Raw genomic sequence first — 20,580 nt, 5'->3', positions numbered from 1 at the left:
AAGCCCCTTATGGCTGCTGCCAGAGAATGACAGCCGCCGTTACCAACAAGTTGACGAGCGTCAGCGGCAGGCACACTTTCCAGCCGAAGGACATTACCTGGTCATAACGCGGACGCGGTAACGCTGCGCGAATCAAAATGAACATCATCATGAAGAACGCGGTTTTCAGCGCGAACCAGATGAACGGCGGTAAGAACGGGCCATGCCAGCCACCAAAGAACAGCGTTACCATCAACGCCGAAATGGTGACGATACCGATGTACTCGCCCACGAAGAACAGACCGAACTTCATACCGGAATATTCAATGTGGTAACCGTCGGCCAGTTCCTGTTCGGCTTCTGGCTGGTCAAACGGGTGACGGTGACACACCGCCACGCCCGCGATGGCAAAGGTAATAAACCCAAAGAACTGCGGGATAACGTTCCAGATGTCGGCCTGGTTGTTGACGATGTCGGTCATGTTAAATGAACCGGCCTGCGCCACCACGCCCATCAGGGAGAGACCCAGGAACACTTCGTAGCTCAGCGTCTGCGCGGAAGCACGCATCGCACCCAGCAGCGAGTATTTGTTGTTACTGGACCAGCCTGCGAACAGCACCGCGTAGACCGCGAGGCCTGCCATCATCAGGAAGAACAGAATGCCGATGTTCAGGTCAGCGACCACCCAGGTCGGGCTGACCGGAACGATAGCAAACGCCAGCAGCAGCGAGGTGAAGGCGATCATCGGCGCCAGCGTAAAGATCACGCGGTCCGAGAAGCGCGGAACCCAGTCCTCTTTAAAGAACATCTTGATCATGTCCGCCACCAGCTGGAGTGAACCACCCCAGCCCACGCGGTTCGGTCCGTAACGGTTCTGGAACAGACCGAGCAGACGACGTTCACCAAAGCTCATGAACGCGCCGCAGGTGACCACCACCAGCAGAATCACAACCGCTTTCAGAATGCTCAGCAGGATGTCGATAAGATCCGGCGTTAACCAACTCATGCTTTTGCCTCCTGAAGGTTATCAAGATGCGCACCCGCCAGGACCGGCGCGATGCCAGGCATACCCATCGGCAGACCCACCTGCCCTGCTGACAGGCGTTCAGAAATAATCAGCGGCAGGCTGATTGTCTGGCCGTCGTAGCTAAAGGCAATGTTCGCACCCGCGTTAACGCCAAGCTTCGCGGCATCCGCCGGGTTGAGCTTGATGTACGGCTGCGGCATACGCTGCTGGAATACCGGAGAACGCTGGGACATTTCGTCGCTACCGAACAGATGGTAGTACGGTGCAATGCGCCAGTGACCTTCCTGCGCCTGGAAGCTCGCCGGAACGGTGGTGAAGAAGTCCAGACCGGTTTCGGAGGCTTCAATCAGACGCACGCCTGGATCGCCGTGGCGCAGGTGACCGCCCACTTCAGCCTGGAATTTGTTCCATGCCTGCGGGGAGTTCCAGCCCGGTGCCCATGCAAACGGGATTTGCGAACGCGGCGCAGACGGCTGGTTGTTCCCTTCCATCGAGAAGGCGAACATGGTGTCTTTATCCTGCGGCTGACGCGGTTCGTGCACGCTGATGTTGGCGCGCATCGCGGTACGACCGCTGTAGCGGTGCGGCTCACGCGCCAGTTTCTGGCCGCGAATGCGGAAGCTTGCGTCCGGCGCGGCATCTTTAATACCCGCCAGCTGAGGCAGTTTCTCAACAACCGCGTCGATAACGTGGTCGAGCTGCGTCCAGTCCACTTCACGGCTCTGCACGGTGCTGTGCAGAGAGTGCAGCCAGCGCCAGCTTTCCAGCATCACGGTGTTGCTGTCGTAGTAGGCCGGGTCATAAACCTGGAAGAAACGCTGTGCGCGGCCTTCGTTGTTGATCACCGTCCCGTCACTTTCTGCGAAGCTTGCCGCAGAGAGTACGAGATGCGCTTTGTCCATGATCGCGGTGCGCTGATGGTCGATAACCATCACCAGCGGCGCTCTGGAGAGCGCGGCGTCAACACGCGCGGCGGAAGCGTGGCGATGCAGGTCATTTTCCAGCACCACAACGGCGTCAGCGGCACCGGATTCCAGTTCGCTTAACGCGTCTTCCAGCGAGCCGCCGCCAATCATACCCAGACCGATGCTGTTCACCGCACGGGCAATCATGGTCACACCAACGTCAGCGCCGCGTCCCTTCAGGGCTTTGGCAACGTTCGCTGCGGCCTGAATGATTTCAGCGCTACCGGCGTTGGTACCGGAAATAATCAGAGGTTTCTTCGCCCCCGCCAGCGCCTGAACAATCACGTCGACCTTGTTTTGCAGGTCGCGATCCAGCTCAACGGCCGGTGAGTTGTTGTCCAGCGCGTGGGCAATGGCAAAGCCAAGACGCGCCTGATCTTCAACCGGCGCGCAGTAGGTCCACGCCGCAATATCGTCCAGACGGGTGTTGTCGACGTTAGTCACAAACAGAGGATGCTTCGCGCGCTGACCAATGTTGAGAATGGCCGCAATCTGCCAGTCAGCCACTTTCTGCGCCGCTGCCATTTCACGTGCTTTGCCTTTCACCGCCTGACGAACCGCCAGGGCCGCGCGTGCACCGGTCTGCGTCAGGTCTTCCCCGAGCACCAGAACCGCATCATAGGATTCGATTTCGCGCAGCGCAGGCGTGTGAACACCGCCTTCACGCAGCACTTTCAGCACCAGCTGGAGACGTTCCTGCTCGCCCTGGGCGATACCGGTGTAGAAGTTTTCCGCTCCAACCAGCTCGCGCAGCGCGAAGTTGCTTTCGATGCTGGCACGCGGGGAGCCAATGCCGATCACTTTCTTCGACTGACGCAGAATATCTGCCGCGCCCTGCATCGCCTGCTCAGCGTTGAGGGTAATGACGTCATCGCCACGGCGCTGAACCGGCTGACGCGGACGGTCTTTCAGGTTCACATAGCCATAGCCGAAACGACCGCGGTCGCAGAGGAAGTAGTGGTTAACGGTACCGTTGTAACGGTTTTCGATACGACGCAGTTCGCCGTAACGTTCACCCGGGCTGGTGTTACAGCCAAGGGAGCACTGCTGGCAGATGCTTGGCGCAAACTGCATGTCCCATTTACGGTTGTAACGTTCAGAGTGGGTTTTATCCGTGAATACGCCGGTCGGACAGATTTCTACCAGGTTACCGGAGAATTCACTTTCAAGCGTACCGTCTTCCGGACGACCGAAGTAGACGTTGTCATGCGCGCCATACACGCCCAGATCCTGACCGTCTGCATAATCTTTGTAGTAACGCACGCAGCGGTAGCAGGCGATGCAGCGGTTCATTTCGTGAGAGATGAACGGCCCCAGATCCTGGTTACGGTGGGTACGTTTGGTAAAGCGATAGCGACGGAAGCTGTGACCGGTCATGACGGTCATATCCTGAAGGTGGCAGTTACCGCCCTCCTCACACACCGGACAGTCGTGCGGGTGGTTGGTCATCAACCACTCCACCACGCTTTCACGGAACTGTTTGGCTTCTTCGTCATCAATCGAAATAAAGGTGCCTTCGGCGGCTGGCGTCATACAGGACATCACCAGGCGACCACGCGTGTCTTCCGCGTTTTGATATTGCTTCACCGCACACTGGCGGCAAGCACCGACGCTGCCCAGCGCCGGATGCCAGCAAAAGTACGGAATATCGAGGCCAAGAGACAGACAAGCTTCCAGCAGGTTGTCCGCCCCGTTGACTTCGTATTCTTTGCCGTCTACATGAATCGTAGCCATTAGCATGCTTCCAGTTGGCTCGGCCGAAACCGAGCGTTAATCAAAATTCTGTTTTTACCAGCGCGCTTTCAGCAGGTTCGGCTGAATACCATTGATCGAATGGGTATTGCTGAACGGCTGCTTGATGCCTGCTTCGAATTCGTCGCGGAAATATTTAATCGCGCTTTGCAGCGGCTCGACGGCGCCCGGTGCGTGGGCACAGAAGGTTTTACCCGGTCCTAAGAATCGACACAGTTGCTCAAGTGTCTCGATATCGCCAGGCTGGCCTTCGCCACGTTCGATAGCACGCAGGATCTTCACGCTCCACGGCAGACCATCACGGCACGGTGTGCACCAGCCGCAGGACTCGCGGGCGAAGAACTCTTCCAGGTTACGCACCAGGGATACCATGCCGATCTCGTGGTCGACGGCCATCGCCAGCGCGGTACCCAGACGGCTACCTGCTTTACCAATGCTTTCGAACTCCATTGGCAGGTCAAGGTGGGCTTCGGTCAGGAAGTCCGTCCCTGCCCCACCCGGCTGCCAGGCTTTGAATTTCAGGCCATCGCGCATGCCGCCGGCGTAGTCTTCAAGAATTTCGCGTGCGGTGGTGCCGAACGGCAGCTCCCAGACGCCAGGGTTCTTCACGCGACCGGAGAAGCCCATCAGCTTGGTACCGGCATCTTTGCTTGAGGAGATGCCCTGATACCACTCCACGCCGTTCGCAAGGATCGCCGGGACGTTACACAGGGTTTCGACGTTGTTGACGCAGGTCGGTTTACCCCACACGCCGGAGCTTGCCGGGAACGGTGGCTTGGAGCGCGGGTTCGCGCGGCGGCCTTCCAGGGAGTTAATCAGCGCGGTTTCTTCACCGCAGATATAACGCCCGGCACCGGTGTGCACGAACAGCTCGAAGTCAAACCCGGTGCCCAGGATGTTTTTACCCAGCAGTCCCGCTTCGGTGGCTTCGGCAATCGCGCGACGCAGGTTTTCCGCCGCTTCGATGTATTCGCCGCGCAGGAAGATGTAGCCACGGTACGCTTTCAGCGCGAACGCGGAGATCAGCATTCCTTCCACCAGCAGGTGCGGCAGCTGTTCCATCAGCAGACGGTCTTTATAGGTACCCGGCTCCATTTCATCGGCGTTACACAGCAGGTAACGGATGTTCATGGATTCATCTTTCGGCATCAGGCTCCACTTCAGACCGGTGGAGAAGCCCGCACCACCGCGGCCTTTCAGGCCAGACTCTTTCACCGCGTTAACGATGTCGTCCGGCGCCATGCCGCCAAGGGCTTTACGCGCACCGGCATAGCCGTTTTTGCTCTGATATTCGTCGAGCCATACCGGCTGTTTGTCATCACGCAGACGCCAGGTCAGCGGATGCGTCTCAGCAGTACGAATTACAGTTTTCATTTGTACTGCTCCAGCAGGTCAGGAATCGCTTCCGGCGTCAGATGGCTGTGAGTGTCCTCATCAATCATCATGGTCGGCCCCTTGTCGCAGTTACCCAGGCAGCAGGTTGGCAGCAGAGTAAAACGTCCGTCGAAGGTGGTCTGGCCCGGCTTAATATTGAGTTTCTTCTCAATCGCAGCCTGAATGCCCTGATAACCGGTGATGTGGCAGACCACGCTGTCACAGTAGCGGATCACATGGCGGCCTACCGGCTGACGGAAAATCTGGCTGTAGAACGTGGCTACGCCTTCTACGTCACTTGCCGGAATGCCCAGCACTTCTGCGATCGCATAGATCGCCCCATCTGGCACCCAACCACGCTGTTTCTGTACGATTTTCAGCGCTTCAATGGACGCCGCACGCGGGTCTTCGTAGTGGTGCATCTCGTGCTCAATGGCGGCACGCTCTGCTTCACTCAGCTCAAAAGCCTCGGTTTGTGGTTGTTGATTCTCGTGCATAATTAGCGGTCCACATCTGACATAACAAAATCGATACTACCCAGATACACAATCAGGTCGGAGACCAGACTGCCGCGAATGGCGGCCGGGATCTGCTGCAAGTGCGCGAAGCTTGGCGTACGCACGCGGGTGCGGTAGCTCATGGTGCTGCCGTCGCTGGTGAGGTAGTAGCTGTTGATACCCTTGGTCGCTTCAATCATCTGGAAGGATTCCTGTGCCGGCATGACCGGGCCCCAGGAAACTTGCAGGAAGTGGGTGATCAGGGTCTCGATATGTTGCAGCGTGCGCTCTTTCGGTGGCGGCGTCGTCAGCGGGTGATCCGCCTTGAACGGGCCTTCCGGCATGTTGTTGAGGCACTGCTCAAGGATGCGCAGGCTCTGGCGCAGCTCTTCCACTTTCAACATCACGCGGGTGTAGCAGTCGGAAACACCGCCGCCAACCGGGACTTCAAAGTCGAAGTTCTCGTAACCAGAGTAAGGACGCGCTTTACGCACGTCGAAATCAATCCCGGTCGCACGCAGGCCAGCACCGGTAGTCCCCCACTCCAGCGCTTCTTTCGCGCCGTAGGCAGCAACGCCCTGGGAACGGCCTTTCAGGATGGAGTTACGCAGCGCGGCTTTCTCGTAAGACGCCAGACGTTTCGGCATCCAGTCGAGGAATTCACGCAGCAGACGGTCCCAACCGCGCGGCAGATCGTGCGCCACACCACCGATGCGGAACCAGGCTGGGTGCATACGGAAACCGGTAATCGCTTCCACCAGATCGTAGATTTTCTGACGGTCGGTAAAGGCGAAGAAGACCGGCGTCATCGCGCCGACGTCCTGAATGAACGTGGAGATGTACAGCAGGTGGCTGTTAATACGGAACAGTTCAGACAGCATTACGCGAATCACGTTAACGCGATCCGGGACGGTGATGCCTGCCAGTTTCTCAACGGCCAGCACGTATGGCATTTCGTTCACGCAGCCGCCGAGGTATTCGATACGGTCGGTATACGGAATGTAGCTGTGCCAGGACTGACGTTCGCCCATCTTCTCGGCACCACGATGGTGGTAGCCGATGTCAGGCACGCAGTCGACAATCTCTTCGCCATCAAGCTGAAGAATAATACGGAAAGCACCGTGCGCAGACGGGTGGTTCGGACCGAGGTTGAGGAACATGAAGTCCTCGTTTTCGGTGCCGCGCTTCATGCCCCAGTCTTCCGGCTTGAAGGTCAGCGCTTCCATCTCCAGATCCTGCTTGGCTTTGGTCAGCTCAAACGGGTCGAATTCGGTGGCGCGTGCCGGGTAGTCTTTACGCAGCGGGTGGCCGGTCCAGGTCTGCGGCATCATGATGCGCGTCAGATGCGGGTGGCCGTCGAAGGTCATGCCGAACATTTCCCAGGTTTCACGCTCGTACCAGTTGGCGTTCGGGAAAAGTTTGGTGATCGTCGGCAGATGCATGTCGTTTTCAGACAATGCCACCTTGAGCATGATATCCGTGTTGCGGTCTATTGAGATCAGGTGGTAGAAAACGGAAAAATCCGCGGCAGGGAGACCCTGGCGGTGCGTTCTCAGACGTTCGTCCATGCCGTGTAAGTCAAACAGCATGACGTAAGGTTTTGGCAATTTCTTGAGGAAATCGACAACTTCCAGTAATTGCTCACGCTTCACCCAAACAACGGGTACCCCGGTGCGGGTGGCCTGAACAGTAAAGGCATCCGGCCCAAAACGGTTGCGCAGTTCGCCAATGATCGGGTCATCGAGATGATCCCGAGTCTGCCAGGCGGCTTCTTGCGCGGTTAAGTCGGTCATATTGTTCACCATTGCAAATGGTCCGTGGTGACTGTTAAGCCTGGCTTCGCGCTATTTGAGTAGTGATATGCGAAGGTGTTCTCCAGGCCCACAGGCGCAAATTAAATTTCGTCAGGCGTACGCAGGTTGGTGACGGCAATACGTTCACCACGTTTACGCTCGCGCTCAGACTGCATGTTCGCGCGATAGACACCCTGATCGCCAACAACCCATGAAAGCGGGCGGCGTTCTTTACCAATTGACTCCTGGAGCAGCATCAGCGCCTGCATATAGGCCTCTGGACGCGGCGGGCAACCCGGGATGTACACATCCACCGGAATGAACTTATCAACGCCCTGCACAACGGAATAAATGTCGTACATACCGCCGGAGTTTGCACATGCGCCCATGGAGATAACCCATTTTGGCTCCAGCATCTGGTCATAAAGACGCTGAATAACCGGTGCCATCTTGGTAAAGCAGGTCCCTGCCACCACCATCAGGTCAGCCTGACGCGGAGAAGCACGCAGTACCTCGGCCCCAAAACGCGCAACGTCATGCACCGCAGTGAATGACGTCACCATTTCAACGTAGCAGCAAGAAAGGCCAAAGTTGTATGGCCAGATGGAGTTCTTACGACCCCAGTTGACCATGTCGTGCATGGCATGTTCGAGCTTGCCCATGTACACGCTTTTGTTGACTTCTTGCTCCAGGGGGTCGGTTACGATCTCCTGTTTTTGCAGGGGGTAACGGTCATTCTCACCGTTAGGATCTATGCGGGTGAGCGTATAATCCATCTTATTGCCTCGCTGTTACTGCTGACGATTAGAGATACTGTTTTCCGGGTTGATGTGTTCACGGCGTGAACGCACAGGTGTCCAGTCCAGCGCGCCGATACGCACCAGATAAACCAGACCGGCCAGTAACACTAAAATGAAAATTGCGGCCTCGACAAAGCCCACCCAACCACTTTCGCGAATGGAGGTAGACCACGCGAAGAGGTAAAGCGCTTCCACGTCAAAAATGACGAAGAACATGGCTACCAGGTAAAACTTGGCAGACAGGCGTAAGCGAGCGGTACCTACTGAATCAATACCTGATTCGAAAGGTGTGTTTTTGTGCCTTGCGCGGGCGCGACCGCCCAGGAACCAGCCGCCGACTAACATCAGGCAGCACAGGCCAATGGCTACAATAAGAAAGATTGCGAATGCCCAGTGATGAGCGATGACTTCTGTGGATGTTGACATACTCATTGCTTACTCATCAAAAGTGATACCGACGACACTGCTCTTGCTGGCAGATGGGCATCACATCGATTCATGGGGAGGAACAAAATAACCTTACACTAACTGTCAGAAATGAGACATAGACAGCAAAATGATGGGGTTTTTTACTCCTTTCTATAACCTTTTGTCAACTTTAACAAAGGTTTCTTCACATTAAATTACAACGTGCGATTCTCATTAACATTTGGTGCCCTTTAACCCTGGTGGGTACATGACTTTCCGTCAAATGCATCTTGTTGAATCGTGTCCGTTTTGGAAGTAAAAAAAATAACCCTCCTATTTTGACAGGATTTGCCAACGATTCCTCCCCCCAAATGGGAGTATTTTCTTGATCTGAGACACGCTTTTGTTAATTCAATCAAAAAAACAGCAACATATTTCCTGTTTTTTTAACATCGGTGGGGTATGAGGTAAGTTAGAACAGGTCTTGTTTACATCTTAATCAAAAGCATTTTCTGCATTGATAAATAAGCGGTATTTGCTTTATCCCTGCTCCGCCCGCGGTTATGAATAGCAAAAAAAACCACTCGCAGGAAAAAATCATGCGAGTGGCTCTTTTTTGCACTTACATTTTGTTACGAGAATTTTGAGGGAATGATCACTCAAAATCCCCTTCCACAATCAGGGAGTCATCCCCTCCTTCGGGAGTAACAGCCGCGTACTGCCATGGATTGTGGTAGTTTTCCATTGCCTCGAATACCACTTTTGCCAGCTCGTTGTTGCTGGCGGCGTTATGGCACAGCAGGTACTCCGTATCCGGCAACGACGGGAGTCCCTCGGATTGACCCAGCACACGCAGATCGGGGCTCATCATTTCCACCGGACGGGCCGTTACGCCAAGCCCAGCCTTCACCGCCGCTCGCACTGCGGGCAAGGTTGACGCCACGTACGCCAGGCGCCATGGAATACTGGCTTCGTTGAGCGCTGCCAGCACCATATCGCGGAACGGACTGGGATCATCCAGCAGGACCAGGGGTATCGGCTCACCTTTCTGCAATACATACTCCGCGGCACAGTACCAGTGCGTTGGAGAAGTACGCAGCGTCAGGCTGTCAAACTGGCCAGGTCGATGCGTGGTGACCACCAGGTCAACCTCGTTTTCTGTCAGCATCTCAACCATGAAGGCATTGCGTTTAACGCTAACGTCCAGGGCAAGCTTCGGATAAACCGAGCTAATTCGGTTGAGAAGGAAGGGTAAAATGGTATCTGCTGATTCATCTGACGCCCCTAATGTTAACACTCCCTGAAGGTTGCTAAACATTAATGACATACAGGCTTCATCATTAAAGCGCAGTATCTTTCTGGCATAACCCAGAAGCTGAATACCATGTTCTGTTAAAAGCTTATTACGCCCATGACGCGCAAAAAGCTCTTTACCAACCAGTTGTTCCAGCCGCTGCATTTGCTGACTCACGGCGGACTGGGTACGGCAAACGGCGGCAGCAGCTGCTGCAAAAGTGTTGAGATCGGCGACCGCAACAAACGTTCTCAGCAGATCGAGGTCGAGATTCATTATCGGACGATTTGCATTTATCATATCTTTTCACTTTCAGGTTGCTCGTGCGGAGCTGCCCGGGTTGAAGCTGTGTGTAACAGTTAAGCAATTCCTTCTGAAGAGTTTCCCTCGCATCCCGGCCCGGCAGACTGCCTGACAGATAGTTATTGTACTGCGGTATATCACCAGTCAGAAATCACGTTTCATGACGTTATTTTTATTCTCTTGCGTCCAGGATATTTCTTTGTTTGCAGGTCGATGTAAATACCATAAAGAGTAAGACATGTTTTCTGCCATCTATATCGCAGCGTTGCCAGCGTAGCAAGATGTGACTTACCCAATCAGCCAGAGATAACTTTAGCAATAACAATCGATTAATACAGAAAAGCAGAAGCCGATATACGTAACAGGCCTATCGCTATGCTGCATTCCCGAAACACATCTTAACCCAAATCCACTATATTTATAAGTCTTATTGCAATATTAAGGAGTTACCGCCAATGATAAGCAACTACACTCTTTTTATTAAAATTAACGAAAGTTGCATTTTCGTCGTTAATAATAAATAAAGTTTAATTTAGATTCAGGCCATTCATTAATAACCCTTAACATTAATTTCACATGAGTAACTTTTAGCCTGGCTTTGCTAATATGGCAATCGGTATCTCAGCATTCAGGTTTTACGAATGATCACTCAGGGGGACTAATGCATCAGCCCGAATCGTCTTTTTATTTACACCAGAATAAAATTCATAGTTACATGCAATTTTTAGCATAAAAAACCCATTAATAACCTTTATTACGATAAATTCAGGCACAAAATCACTCCCTCGTTAGAGTAAGCGATCACAGCGACATTCCCCGGTGGAACGAAATCTTCTTCTGTGCGCCCTTCAAAACGAAGCGCGGGGGGAGTACATTGTTCCGTGCACACTTCCACGGCAGGAAGTTGCAATAATAGCGAAAAGGTTAAAGGTTCATGTCCCCTATCGAAAAATCCAGCAAGCTCGACAACGTCTGTTACGACATCCGTGGCCCGGTACTCAAAGAGGCAAAACGCCTTGAAGAGGAAGGCAATAAGGTTCTGAAACTCAACATCGGCAACCCCGCGCCATTTGGTTTTGAAGCGCCGGATGAGATCCTGGTGGATGTGATCCGTAACCTGCCCACTGCACAAGGCTACTGCGATTCAAAAGGGCTTTACTCCGCCCGTAAAGCCATCATGCAGCACTATCAGGCTCGCGGTATGCGCGACGTCACCGTTGAAGATATCTACATTGGCAACGGTGTCTCGGAACTGATCGTTCAGGCGATGCAGGCGCTCCTGAACAGCGGCGATGAAATGCTGGTTCCTGCCCCAGATTATCCGCTGTGGACGGCTGCGGTGTCCCTGTCCAGCGGTAAAGCGGTGCACTACCTGTGCGACGAATCCTCTGACTGGTTCCCGGATCTGGATGATATTCGCGCCAAAATTACCCCGCGCACCCGGGGTATCGTGATCATTAACCCGAATAACCCGACGGGCGCGGTCTATTCAAAAGAGCTGCTGATGGAGATCGTCGAGATCGCCCGCCAGCACAACCTGATCATCTTTGCCGACGAGATTTACGACAAGATCCTGTACGACGCGGCGCAGCACCACTCTATCGCCGCGCTAGCACCCGATCTGCTAACGGTCACCTTTAACGGACTGTCTAAAACTTACCGCGTTGCCGGTTTCCGTCAGGGCTGGATGGTACTGAACGGTCCGAAAAAACATGCGAAAGGCTACATTGAAGGGCTGGAGATGCTGGCATCCATGCGTCTGTGCGCCAACGTACCGGCGCAACATGCGATCCAGACAGCACTCGGCGGCTATCAAAGCATCAGCGAGTTTATCGTCCCAGGCGGCCGCCTGTATGAACAGCGCAACCGTGCATGGGAATTGATTAATGATATTCCGGGCGTCTCCTGCGTGAAGCCTAACGGCGCGCTGTACATGTTCCCGAAAATCGACGCGAAGCGCTTTAATATTCACGACGACCAGAAAATGGTGCTCGACTTCCTGTTGCAGGAAAAAGTGCTGCTGGTTCAGGGTACGGCGTTTAACTGGCCGTGGCCGGATCACGTGCGTATCGTCACCCTGCCGCGCGAAGACGATCTCGAAATGGCCATCAGCCGCTTCGGGCGCTTCCTCTCCGGGTACCATCAGTAGCGCTGACTATCCGCCGGGTAGCACTGCGCTTACCCGGCCTGCAACATCCGCAAATTTGCATCTTCCCTCCCCTCCCCGCACAATGAAGTCTGTCGCAGTGAAGACATAAGGTAACCTATGAGTCAGAGTCATTTCTTTGCCCACCTCTCCCGCCTGAAACTCATCAACCGCTGGCCGCTGATGCGCAACGTGCGCACTGAAAATGTGTCTGAGCACAGTTTACAGGTTGCCATGGTCGCGCACGCGCTGGCCGCGATTAAAAACCGCAAATTCAACGGGCAGGTGAATGCCGAACGTATCGCCCTGCTGGCGATGTACCACGATGCATCGGAAGTGCTGACCGGGGATCTGCCTACGCCGGTGAAATATTTCAACTCGCAGATTGCCCAGGAATATAAAGCTATTGAGAAGATTGCCCAGCAGAAGCTGATCGACATGGTGCCTGAAGAGCTGCGCGATATCTTCGGGCCGCTCATCGACGAGCATCAGTATACGGAAGAGGAGAAATCCCTGGTTAAGCAGGCCGATGCGCTGTGCGCCTACCTGAAGTGTCTGGAAGAGCTGTCCGCCGGGAATAACGAATTTTTACTGGCAAAAACGCGTCTGGAAAAAACGCTGGAATCTCGTCGCAGCGAAGAGATGGACTACTTTATGCGCGTGTTTGTGCCGAGCTTCCATTTGTCACTGGATGAGATTAGCCAGGATTCGCCGCTGTAGTTTTTTGCCGGGTGGCGGCTCCGCCTTACCCGGCCTACGTTTCTGCACTCACGCTAAAACGGGAATAACACCGGAATTAACACCACGCACACCACCATCACCAGCACGGTGAACGGCACACCCAGCTTCACGAAATCACTGAACCTATAATTCCCGGGCCCCAGCACCAGCGTATTGACCGGGGAAGAGACCGGCGTCATAAATGCCGCGGACGCCGCCATCGCAACCATCATCGCAAACGGATACGGCGAAACACCCATCGATTTTGCCATCGCCAGTGCAATGGGCGCCATCAGCACCGCCGTTGCGGTATTGGAGATGAACAAACCAATGGTGGCGCACATGACGAACAGGCAAACCATCATCAGGTACGGACCATATCCCCCGCCCGCGTCCATTAAGCCTTTTACGATCAAATCCACCCCGCCGGTTTTCTGTAGCGCCAGGGCGAAGGGCATCATCCCGACGATGAGAATAATGCTCGGCCAGTGAATCGCTTTGTAAGCGCTTTCGGCGTCGATACAGCGGAATTTGCCCATTAACAGACAGGCGATTATTGCCGCCACCGGGTTAGGGATCTCGTCCGTCAGCATCAGGGCAACCATCAATACCAGGCAAAAAATTGCATGGGGCGCCTGGCTGTGCGCCGGTGATGCATCGCTCTCTTCAATCGGCATATTTAGCACCACAAAATCGCGGCCTTTCTGCCCGAGCTGGCTAATCAGTTTCCAGTTGCCGACCACGAGGAAGATATCCCCCAGCAGGATCGGCTCATCCACCACCGCCCCTTCAAGGGCTACGCCATCGCGCTTCAGGCCTACCACGTTGAGGCCATAGCGGGTACGAAAGCCGATTTCACGCACGGTTTTGCCCAATAACTCCGATTCCGGGATCAGCGACACCTCGGCCATTCCCACATCCAGCGCCTGGTCAGAGAAATACTCGCCGCGCAGGACCATCGGCTCCAGCAGCTGCTCACTACAAAACTCCCGCAGATCCACGTCTGCGGTGGACATATCAATCAGCAGGACGTCACGTGCGCGAAACTCTGACACCCCGTTCACGTTAACGATCACCCGACGAAAACGACGCCAGCGCTCAACCCCGATGACGTTCGCGCCATAGCGTTCGCGTAGCTTAAGGTCATCCAGCCTCTGCCCCACCATAGGCGACCCCGGGCGGATAGCCAGACGTCGGGCACGCCCGGTCAGACGATACTCTTTAATCAGATCGCGGAAAGAGCGCCGCTTCCAGCCCTCTTTGGCTTTATCCTGCTTCTCCCCTTTCAGCGCAAAACGGGTCAATAGCATATAGATAATGCCCATCACCAGTACCACCAGCCCGATCGGCGTAACGCTGAAAAAGCTAAACCCCTCAAGCCCCTCACGGATCAGTTCGCTGTTCACGACGAGGTTCGGCGGCGTCGCGACCAGCGTCATCATGCCGCTGATGAGCCCGGCGAAGCTCAACGGCATCATCAGCCGCGACGGGGAGATCTGCATCCTCATGCAGACGCTCAGCACGACCGGAATAAAGATGGCCACGACGCCCGTAGAGCTCATAAACGCGCCCAGCCCGGCGACCGTCAGCATCAGGTAAATCAGCATTTTGGTTTCGCTGCTGCCCGCCACTTTCACCAGCCACGACCCCATCATCGTCGCCACGCCGGTGCGTACCAGCCCGTCGCCAATAATAAACAGAGCGGCAATCAAAATAACGTTGGGATCGCTAAACCCGGAAAAGGCTTCCGGCAGGGAAAGGGTACCGCTCAGAACGAATGCGACAATCACAAACAGGGCGACGGCATCCATGCGCACCTTGCCCGTGGCAAAAAGAATGATGGCGATTAACAGCAGGCTCAGGACCCAAATCAGTTCACCGTTCACAACATGTCCTTGTCAGTGGAGGAGAAGCAATTCTGCCATAAAAAAGCCCCGGTAATGCGGGGCTATATCATGGGATTACATTTTTAGCGAGACGGTTACAACTCCGTCTGACGCCTTCGAGACGTCGATGGCGGTCAGGGTGTTAAGCACGAAATCCGCCTCCTCCAGCCGGGGGGAACCCGCCGGGACGTTAACGGCAATGACGTGGCTGCCGGCGTTCAGCCCGGCCAGCACGCCTGCCGCCGCGTCTTCCACCACCACGCACTCTGCTGGCGCAAGGCCGAGCAGTTCAGCGCCGAGCAGGAACGCATCCGGTTCAGGCTTGCCGCGCTTCACGCGCTCAGCGGTAATGAAGACGTCCGGCGTCGGCAAACCTGCCGCCTTATGGCGTGCATGCGCGACGGGAACCGAGCCGGAGGTGACGATAGCCCACGGGATCTGCGCTTCATTCAGGTGCTCAAGCAGTTCGCGCGCACCGGGCAGCGCGGTGATACCCTCGGTATCGGTAGCTTCAATCTGCTCAAGATAGCGGAACTCCGCCTGAATCTCTTCCTCAGAACGTCCCGCAAGGAAGTGCCGCAATGAGGTAATGGCCTGTTTGCCATGGATGAAATTTAGTACGTCCTGATGGTCAATGCCGTGCCGGTCGGCCCAGTGGCACCACGAGCGCTCCACCACCGGCAGCGAATCCACCAGCGTACCGTCCAGATCAAACAGAAAACCTTTACACTGCACACGCACCTCCGTCAGGCATTAATGATTTGTTGAATTTCGTTGCTGCTTAAATGGTACTGGCGCGGACAGGCGTGCCACGCGCTCAGCATACGTTGATACTTATCCCACATCGGGGTCTGGGCGTTGAAGCCGTGCGTACCCGCATCAAAATGGGTGTAGCGCCCTTCGGTATTCACCATAAAGCGTACATAGCTCAGATAGCGCGCTTCCGTCGCAGCATCAAAGCCCAGGAACGTCACGCGGCGCTCGTCAATGGTCTGCTGGTCCTTCAGATTGGTCCAGGACACATGCAGCGCATGGTACATCTCCATGATGTCGATAACGATACGGCAGGTTTCCTCTTTCAGTTCGCCAAATTCGCGATCCAGTTCGCGCATCTGCAAGCCAAAACCACGTTCAACAATGGTTTGCAGGCGGCTGTAGCGCGCAGCGTTATCGGGATCAAGCATAGTCATCATCTTGTACTGGTTAGACAAAATCAGACGTTGAGCATGGGTCATTTCCATCTTTCGACTCCTGTAGCGCATTGCACTGTAAAAAAAAGACACGGTAACTGATTGTTACTGTGCCTTCTTTTGGTCGTCGTTTCGATGATCAATCACAAGTCATCGAGGAATGTTTTATCAAGCTGTTTAAACGCACGCTTGAGGGTATCCGCCAGCGCCTGATAGTCCGGCTTACCTTCAACCGGTGCCAGCGCCTGGCCAGCCTCTTCCAGTTTTCCACGCACTTCATAAAACCAGTGGGAAATAGAAGGCGGAAGTGGCGTGACGGAACGTTTACCTAACCACCATAGCCCCTGCATCGGCAGGCTTAACGCAAAGAGCGCCGTCGCGACGGCAGGGCCAAGCTGTCCACCTAACGCTATCTGCCAGCACAGGGTAAAAACGGCAATCGGGGGCATAAAGCGAATCGCATAGCGCGTGGCGCGAATAGTGCGATTTTCAATAAACATGGGCGCGAGGCGCTTTTCCATCGGCCATGTCTTTGCGTAATGCTGTCCCCGACGAAACAGACTAAAAAAGTTCACGGACGGGATTTCGGGTGTCGACATGGCTGTACCTCAACTTCACGTATAAAAATTAAAATTTTCGTGCAAAACCACAACAGGCTATGACAACGTTCAAAATATTTTGTCATCGCTACCCCGTATCGGGTATCCTGTGCCAGCCTGATAGGGCCGTAGACGATAAGCGTTAACTCGTCAAATTATCGCATATTATGCCATTGTCTGAAAAATGTTCAAAATGGCTTAAAATCATAGGTATTTCTTTCATCCTGCCAGAATGTTCGTTTGGCATGATGTTAATCATAAATGTCTGGGTCAGCATGCGTTACGCTTTTAGACTCACTGACGTTTTTTTAGCCACGTATCAATAATAGGTACTTCCATGTCGAGTAAGTTAGTACTGGTTCTGAACTGCGGTAGCTCCTCACTGAAATTCGCCATCATCGATGCGCTCAACGGTGACGAGTACCTCTCTGGTTTGGCCGAATGTTTCCATCTGCCTGAAGCACGTATCAAGTGGAAGATGGACGGCAGCAAACAAGAAGCGGCTTTAGGTGCAGGCGCCGCTCACAGTGAAGCGCTGAACTTTATCGTTAACACTATTCTGGCACAAAAACCAGAACTGTCTGCTCAGCTGACCGCAATTGGTCACCGTATCGTCCACGGCGGCGAAAAATACACCAGTTCCGTGGTAATCGACGACTCCGTGATTCAGGGTATCAAAGACTCTGCGTCTTTCGCACCGCTGCATAACCCGGCTCACCTGATCGGTATCGCTGAAGCACTGAAATCCTTCCCGAGTCTGAAAGACAAAAACGTGGCCGTGTTTGATACTGCGTTCCATCAGACCATGCCGGAAGAGTCTTACCTCTATGCCCTGCCATACAGCCTGTACAAAGAGCACGGCGTCCGTCGTTACGGCGCTCACGGTACCAGCCACTTCTATGTGACTCAGGAAGCCGCAAAAGTGCTGAACAAGCCGGTTGAAGAAGTCAACATTATCACCTGCCACCTGGGCAACGGTGGTTCTGTTTCCGCTATCCGCAACGGTAAGTGTGTTGACACCTCTATGGGTCTGACCCCGCTGGAAGGTCTGGTGATGGGTACCCGTTCCGGTGATATCGACCCGGCGATCATCTTCCACCTGCACGACACCCTGGGCATGAGCGTTGACGACATCAACAAAATGCTGACCAAAGAGTCTGGCCTGCTGGGCCTGACCGAGGTCACCAGCGACTGCCGTTACGTTGAAGACAACTACGCAGAAAAAGCTGACGCTAAACGTGCAATGGACGTTTATTGCCACCGCCTGGCGAAGTACATCGGTTCTTACACCGCGCTGATGGAAGGCCGTCTGGATGCTGTTATCTTCACCGGTGGTATCGGTGAGAACGCGGCAATGGTACGTGAACTGTCCCTGGGCAAACTGGGCGTTCTGGGCTTCGAAGTTGATCATGAGCGTAACCTGGCTGCCCGCTTCGGCAAGTCTGGCTTCATCAACAAAGAAGGCACCCGCCCTGCTATCGTTATTCCAACTAACGAAGAGCTGGTCATCGCGCAAGACGCACACCGCCTGACTGCCTGATTCCACACCGCCAGCAATGCTGGCGGTGCTGTTTTGTAACCCGCCCAACGCGGCGGTAACGAAAGAGGATAAACCGTGTCCCGTACTATTATGCTGATCCCTACCGGAACCAGCGTCGGCCTGACCAGCGTCAGCCTCGGCGTGATCCGCGCTATGGAACGCAAAGGCGTTCGTCTGAGCGTCTTTAAGCCTATCGCCCAGCCACGTGCCGGTGGCGATGCGCCAGACCAGACCACCACCATCGTTCGCAAGAACTCCAATCTGCCAGCGGCTGAACCGTTGAAGATGAGCCACGTTGAATCTCTGCTCTCCAGCAACCAGAAAGACGTGCTGATGGAAGAGATCATTGCCAACTACCACGCAAACGCGCAGGACGCGGAAGTGGTGCTGGTTGAAGGCCTGGTCCCGACCCGTAAACACCAGTTTGCCCAGTCTCTGAACTTTGAAATCGCGAAAACCCTGAACGCAGAGATCGTTTTTGTGATGTCTCAGGGCACGGATACCCCAGAGCAGCTGAAAGAGCGTATCGAACTGACGCGCAGCAGCTTCGGCGGTGCGAAAAACACCAGCATCACCGGCGTGATTGTTAACAAGCTGAACGCGCCAGTAGATGAGCAGGGCCGTACGCGTCCTGACCTGTCCGAAATTTTTGACGACTCCTCCAAAGCGAAAGTCATCAAAGTTGACCCGGCTAAGTTGCAGGATTCCAGCCCGCTGCCTGTTCTGGGCGCGGTGCCATGGAGCTTCGATCTGATTGCCACCCGTGCAATCGATATGGCGCGTCACCTGAACGCCACCGTGATCAACGAAGGCGATATCAACACCCGCCGCGTGAAGTCCGTAACCTTCTGCGCACGTAGCATTCCACACATGCTGGAACACTTCCGCGCAGGTTCCCTGCTGGTGACCTCTGCTGACCGTCCAGACGTGCTGGTTGCAGCGTGCCTGGCTGCGATGAACGGCGTGGAAATCGGTGCAATTCTGCTGACCGGCGGCTATGAAATGGACGCGCGTATCAGCAAGCTGTGCGAACGTGCGTTCGCCACTGGCCTGCCAGTCTTCATGGTGAACACCAACACCTGGCAGACCTCCCTGAGCCTGCAAAGCTTCAACCTCGAAGTGCCGGTTGATGACCACGAGCGTATCGAGAAAGTTCAGGAATACGTTGCGGGCTACATCAATGCGGACTGGATCGAATCCCTGACGGCGACCTCCGAGCGCAGCCGTCGTCTGTCTCCTCCAGCCTTCCGTTACCAGCTGACCGAGCTGGCGCGTAAAGCGGGCAAACGCGTGGTTCTGCCAGAAGGCGACGAACCACGTACCGTTAAAGCGGCAGCCATCTGTGCAGAACGCGGTATCGCGACCTGTGTGCTGCTGGGTAACCCGGATGAGATCAACCGCGTTGCGGCGTCTCAGGGCGTTGAGCTGGGCGCTGGCATTGAGATCATTGACCCGGAAGTGGTTCGCGAAAGCTACGTTGCTCGCCTGGTTGAACTGCGTAAGAACAAGGGCATGACCGAAGCCGTTGCGCGCGAGCAGCTGGAAGACAACGTCGTGCTGGGTACGCTGATGCTGGAGCAGGACGAAGTTGACGGTCTGGTTTCCGGTGCGGTTCACACCACCGCGAACACCATCCGTCCACCGTTGCAGTTGATCAAAACCGCACCGGGCAGCTCTCTGGTCTCCTCCGTGTTCTTCATGCTGCTGCCTGAACAGGTTTATGTTTACGGCGACTGCGCGATCAACCCGGATCCAACCGCAGAGCAGCTGGCAGAAATCGCTATCCAGTCTGCGGACTCCGCGATTGCCTTCGGTATCGAACCGCGCGTCGCGATGCTCTCATACTCCACCGGTACCTCTGGTGCAGGCAGTGACGTAGAGAAAGTCCGTGAAGCGACCCGCATTGCGCAGGAAAAACGTCCGGATCTGATGATCGACGGCCCGCTCCAGTACGATGCCGCGGTAATGGCTGACGTGGCGAAATCCAAAGCGCCAAACTCGCCGGTTGCAGGTCGTGCTACCGTGTTCATCTTCCCGGATCTGAACACCGGTAACACCACCTATAAAGCGGTACAGCGTTCAGCAGACCTGATCTCCATCGGGCCAATGCTGCAAGGCATGCGCAAACCTGTGAACGACCTGTCCCGTGGTGCGCTGGTTGACGATATCGTCTACACCATCGCGCTGACGGCGATCCAGTCTTCGCAACAGCAGTAATGTTTTGCCGGATGGCGCTTCGCTTATCCGGCCTACAGGACCGTAGGCCCGGTAAGCGCCAGCGCCACCGGGCAACAAAAAGGCGACCAC

Annotated in this window: 16 protein-coding genes; 4 read left to right on the top strand and 12 right to left on the bottom strand. The window is 54.9% G+C overall.

What is annotated here, in order from left to right; translation table 11 throughout:
- Positions 1-7: 7 nt before the first annotated feature.
- The 8 genes from nuoH to lrhA all read right to left on the bottom strand — a co-directional run bounded on the left by nuoH (position 8) and on the right by lrhA (position 10,189).
- Complete coding sequence (gene nuoH, locus ACOTXL_RS04505; RefSeq protein WP_003861490.1) at positions 8-985, bottom strand: NADH-quinone oxidoreductase subunit NuoH; 978 nt, start codon at positions 983-985, stop codon at positions 8-10.
- On the bottom strand, positions 982-3,705 hold the full coding sequence (gene nuoG / locus ACOTXL_RS04500) for an NADH-quinone oxidoreductase subunit NuoG (RefSeq protein WP_045345836.1): 2,724 nt from the start codon (positions 3,703-3,705) through the stop codon (positions 982-984). The genes nuoH and nuoG overlap by 4 nt, the downstream gene beginning before the upstream one ends.
- A gap of 54 nt (positions 3,706-3,759) precedes the next feature.
- On the bottom strand, positions 3,760-5,097 hold the full coding sequence (gene nuoF, locus ACOTXL_RS04495) for an NADH-quinone oxidoreductase subunit NuoF (RefSeq protein ID WP_003861487.1): 1,338 nt from the start codon (positions 5,095-5,097) through the stop codon (positions 3,760-3,762).
- A complete protein-coding gene (nuoE, locus tag ACOTXL_RS04490) occupies positions 5,094-5,594 on the bottom strand; it encodes an NADH-quinone oxidoreductase subunit NuoE (RefSeq protein WP_003861486.1) in 501 nt (166 codons plus the stop codon). The genes nuoF and nuoE overlap by 4 nt, the downstream gene beginning before the upstream one ends.
- 2 nt (positions 5,595-5,596) lie before the next feature.
- Positions 5,597-7,399 carry an NADH-quinone oxidoreductase subunit C/D gene (nuoC, locus tag ACOTXL_RS04485; RefSeq protein WP_072223371.1) on the bottom strand — a complete coding sequence of 601 codons (1,803 nt, stop codon included), beginning with the start codon at positions 7,397-7,399 and terminating at the stop codon, positions 5,597-5,599.
- 89 nt (positions 7,400-7,488) lie between these two features.
- Entirely contained in the window at positions 7,489-8,163 is a 675-nt protein-coding gene (nuoB, locus tag ACOTXL_RS04480) for an NADH-quinone oxidoreductase subunit NuoB (protein ID WP_003861482.1), read from the bottom strand.
- 15 nt (positions 8,164-8,178) lie between these two features.
- A complete protein-coding gene (gene nuoA, locus ACOTXL_RS04475; RefSeq protein WP_003861475.1) occupies positions 8,179-8,619 on the bottom strand; it encodes an NADH-quinone oxidoreductase subunit NuoA in 441 nt (146 codons plus the stop codon).
- Between the two features lie 631 nt (positions 8,620-9,250).
- Positions 9,251-10,189 carry a transcriptional regulator LrhA gene (gene lrhA / locus ACOTXL_RS04470; protein WP_003861473.1) on the bottom strand — a complete coding sequence of 313 codons (939 nt, stop codon included), beginning with the start codon at positions 10,187-10,189 and terminating at the stop codon, positions 9,251-9,253.
- Positions 10,190-11,126: 937 nt separating this feature from the next.
- Here lrhA and alaA point away from each other — a divergent pair.
- Positions 11,127-12,341: an alanine transaminase AlaA gene (alaA, locus tag ACOTXL_RS04465; RefSeq protein ID WP_003861471.1), complete on the top strand. Its 1,215-nt coding sequence runs from the start codon at positions 11,127-11,129 to the stop codon at positions 12,339-12,341.
- A gap of 117 nt (positions 12,342-12,458) precedes the next feature.
- Entirely contained in the window at positions 12,459-13,058 is a 600-nt protein-coding gene (yfbR, locus tag ACOTXL_RS04460) for a 5'-deoxynucleotidase (RefSeq protein ID WP_003861468.1), read from the top strand.
- 53 nt (positions 13,059-13,111) lie between these two features.
- Here yfbR and ACOTXL_RS04455 read toward each other — a convergent pair whose 3' ends face one another.
- The 4 genes from ACOTXL_RS04455 to yfbV form a co-directional block, all read right to left on the bottom strand.
- Entirely contained in the window at positions 13,112-14,944 is a 1,833-nt protein-coding gene (locus ACOTXL_RS04455) for an SLC13 family permease (RefSeq protein WP_045350222.1), read from the bottom strand.
- A 75-nt stretch (positions 14,945-15,019) separates the two neighbouring features.
- Positions 15,020-15,679 (bottom strand): sugar phosphatase, encoded by a 660-nt coding sequence (locus tag ACOTXL_RS04450; protein WP_003861463.1) that lies wholly within the window; start codon positions 15,677-15,679, stop codon positions 15,020-15,022.
- Positions 15,680-15,690: 11 nt separating this feature from the next.
- The gene (locus ACOTXL_RS04445; RefSeq protein ID WP_003861461.1) at positions 15,691-16,185 is read right to left on the bottom strand and encodes a YfbU family protein; all 495 of its coding nucleotides are present in this window, start codon (positions 16,183-16,185) and stop codon (positions 15,691-15,693) included.
- A gap of 92 nt (positions 16,186-16,277) precedes the next feature.
- Positions 16,278-16,733 carry a terminus macrodomain insulation protein YfbV gene (gene yfbV / locus ACOTXL_RS04440; protein WP_045350220.1) on the bottom strand — a complete coding sequence of 152 codons (456 nt, stop codon included), beginning with the start codon at positions 16,731-16,733 and terminating at the stop codon, positions 16,278-16,280.
- A gap of 337 nt (positions 16,734-17,070) precedes the next feature.
- Here yfbV and ackA point away from each other — a divergent pair, with 337 nt between their 5' ends.
- Together ackA and pta are read left to right on the top strand one after the other, a co-directional pair.
- Positions 17,071-18,273 (top strand): acetate kinase, encoded by a 1,203-nt coding sequence (ackA, locus tag ACOTXL_RS04435; RefSeq protein WP_015572267.1) that lies wholly within the window; start codon positions 17,071-17,073, stop codon positions 18,271-18,273.
- 75 nt (positions 18,274-18,348) lie between these two features.
- Positions 18,349-20,490: a phosphate acetyltransferase gene (gene pta, locus ACOTXL_RS04430; protein WP_045350218.1), complete on the top strand. Its 2,142-nt coding sequence runs from the start codon at positions 18,349-18,351 to the stop codon at positions 20,488-20,490.
- Positions 20,491-20,580 lie beyond the last annotated feature (90 nt).

It is taken from the genome of Enterobacter cloacae complex sp. IR5402, from assembly GCF_049238125.1.
GTDB classification, from domain to species: Bacteria; Pseudomonadota; Gammaproteobacteria; order Enterobacterales; family Enterobacteriaceae; genus Enterobacter; species Enterobacter hormaechei_C.
The sequence above is the reverse complement of the archived record's forward strand: the minus strand, read 5'-3'. Positions and strand labels throughout refer to the sequence as shown.

What these genes read in the sequence shown, in the direction of transcription:
- nuoG (WP_045345836.1), bottom strand. Translation starts at nt 3,705, where the DNA reads ATGGCTACGATTCATGTAGACGGCAAAGAATACGAAGTCAACGGGGCG.
- yfbV (WP_045350220.1), bottom strand. Translation starts at nt 16,733, where the DNA reads ATGTCGACACCCGAAATCCCGTCCGTGAACTTTTTTAGTCTGTTTCGT.
- ACOTXL_RS04445 (WP_003861461.1), bottom strand. Translation starts at nt 16,185, where the DNA reads ATGGAAATGACCCATGCTCAACGTCTGATTTTGTCTAACCAGTACAAG.
- nuoB (WP_003861482.1), bottom strand. Translation starts at nt 8,163, where the DNA reads ATGGATTATACGCTCACCCGCATAGATCCTAACGGTGAGAATGACCGT.
- nuoE (WP_003861486.1), bottom strand. Translation starts at nt 5,594, where the DNA reads ATGCACGAGAATCAACAACCACAAACCGAGGCTTTTGAGCTGAGTGAA.
- nuoC (WP_072223371.1), bottom strand. Translation starts at nt 7,399, where the DNA reads ATGGTGAACAATATGACCGACTTAACCGCGCAAGAAGCCGCCTGGCAG.
- nuoF (WP_003861487.1), bottom strand. Translation starts at nt 5,097, where the DNA reads ATGAAAACTGTAATTCGTACTGCTGAGACGCATCCGCTGACCTGGCGT.
- ackA (WP_015572267.1), top strand. Translation starts at nt 17,071, where the DNA reads ATGTCGAGTAAGTTAGTACTGGTTCTGAACTGCGGTAGCTCCTCACTG.
- nuoA (WP_003861475.1), bottom strand. Translation starts at nt 8,619, where the DNA reads ATGAGTATGTCAACATCCACAGAAGTCATCGCTCATCACTGGGCATTC.
- nuoH (WP_003861490.1), bottom strand. Translation starts at nt 985, where the DNA reads ATGAGTTGGTTAACGCCGGATCTTATCGACATCCTGCTGAGCATTCTG.
- yfbR (WP_003861468.1), top strand. Translation starts at nt 12,459, where the DNA reads ATGAGTCAGAGTCATTTCTTTGCCCACCTCTCCCGCCTGAAACTCATC.
- lrhA (WP_003861473.1), bottom strand. Translation starts at nt 10,189, where the DNA reads ATGATAAATGCAAATCGTCCGATAATGAATCTCGACCTCGATCTGCTG.
- alaA (WP_003861471.1), top strand. Translation starts at nt 11,127, where the DNA reads ATGTCCCCTATCGAAAAATCCAGCAAGCTCGACAACGTCTGTTACGAC.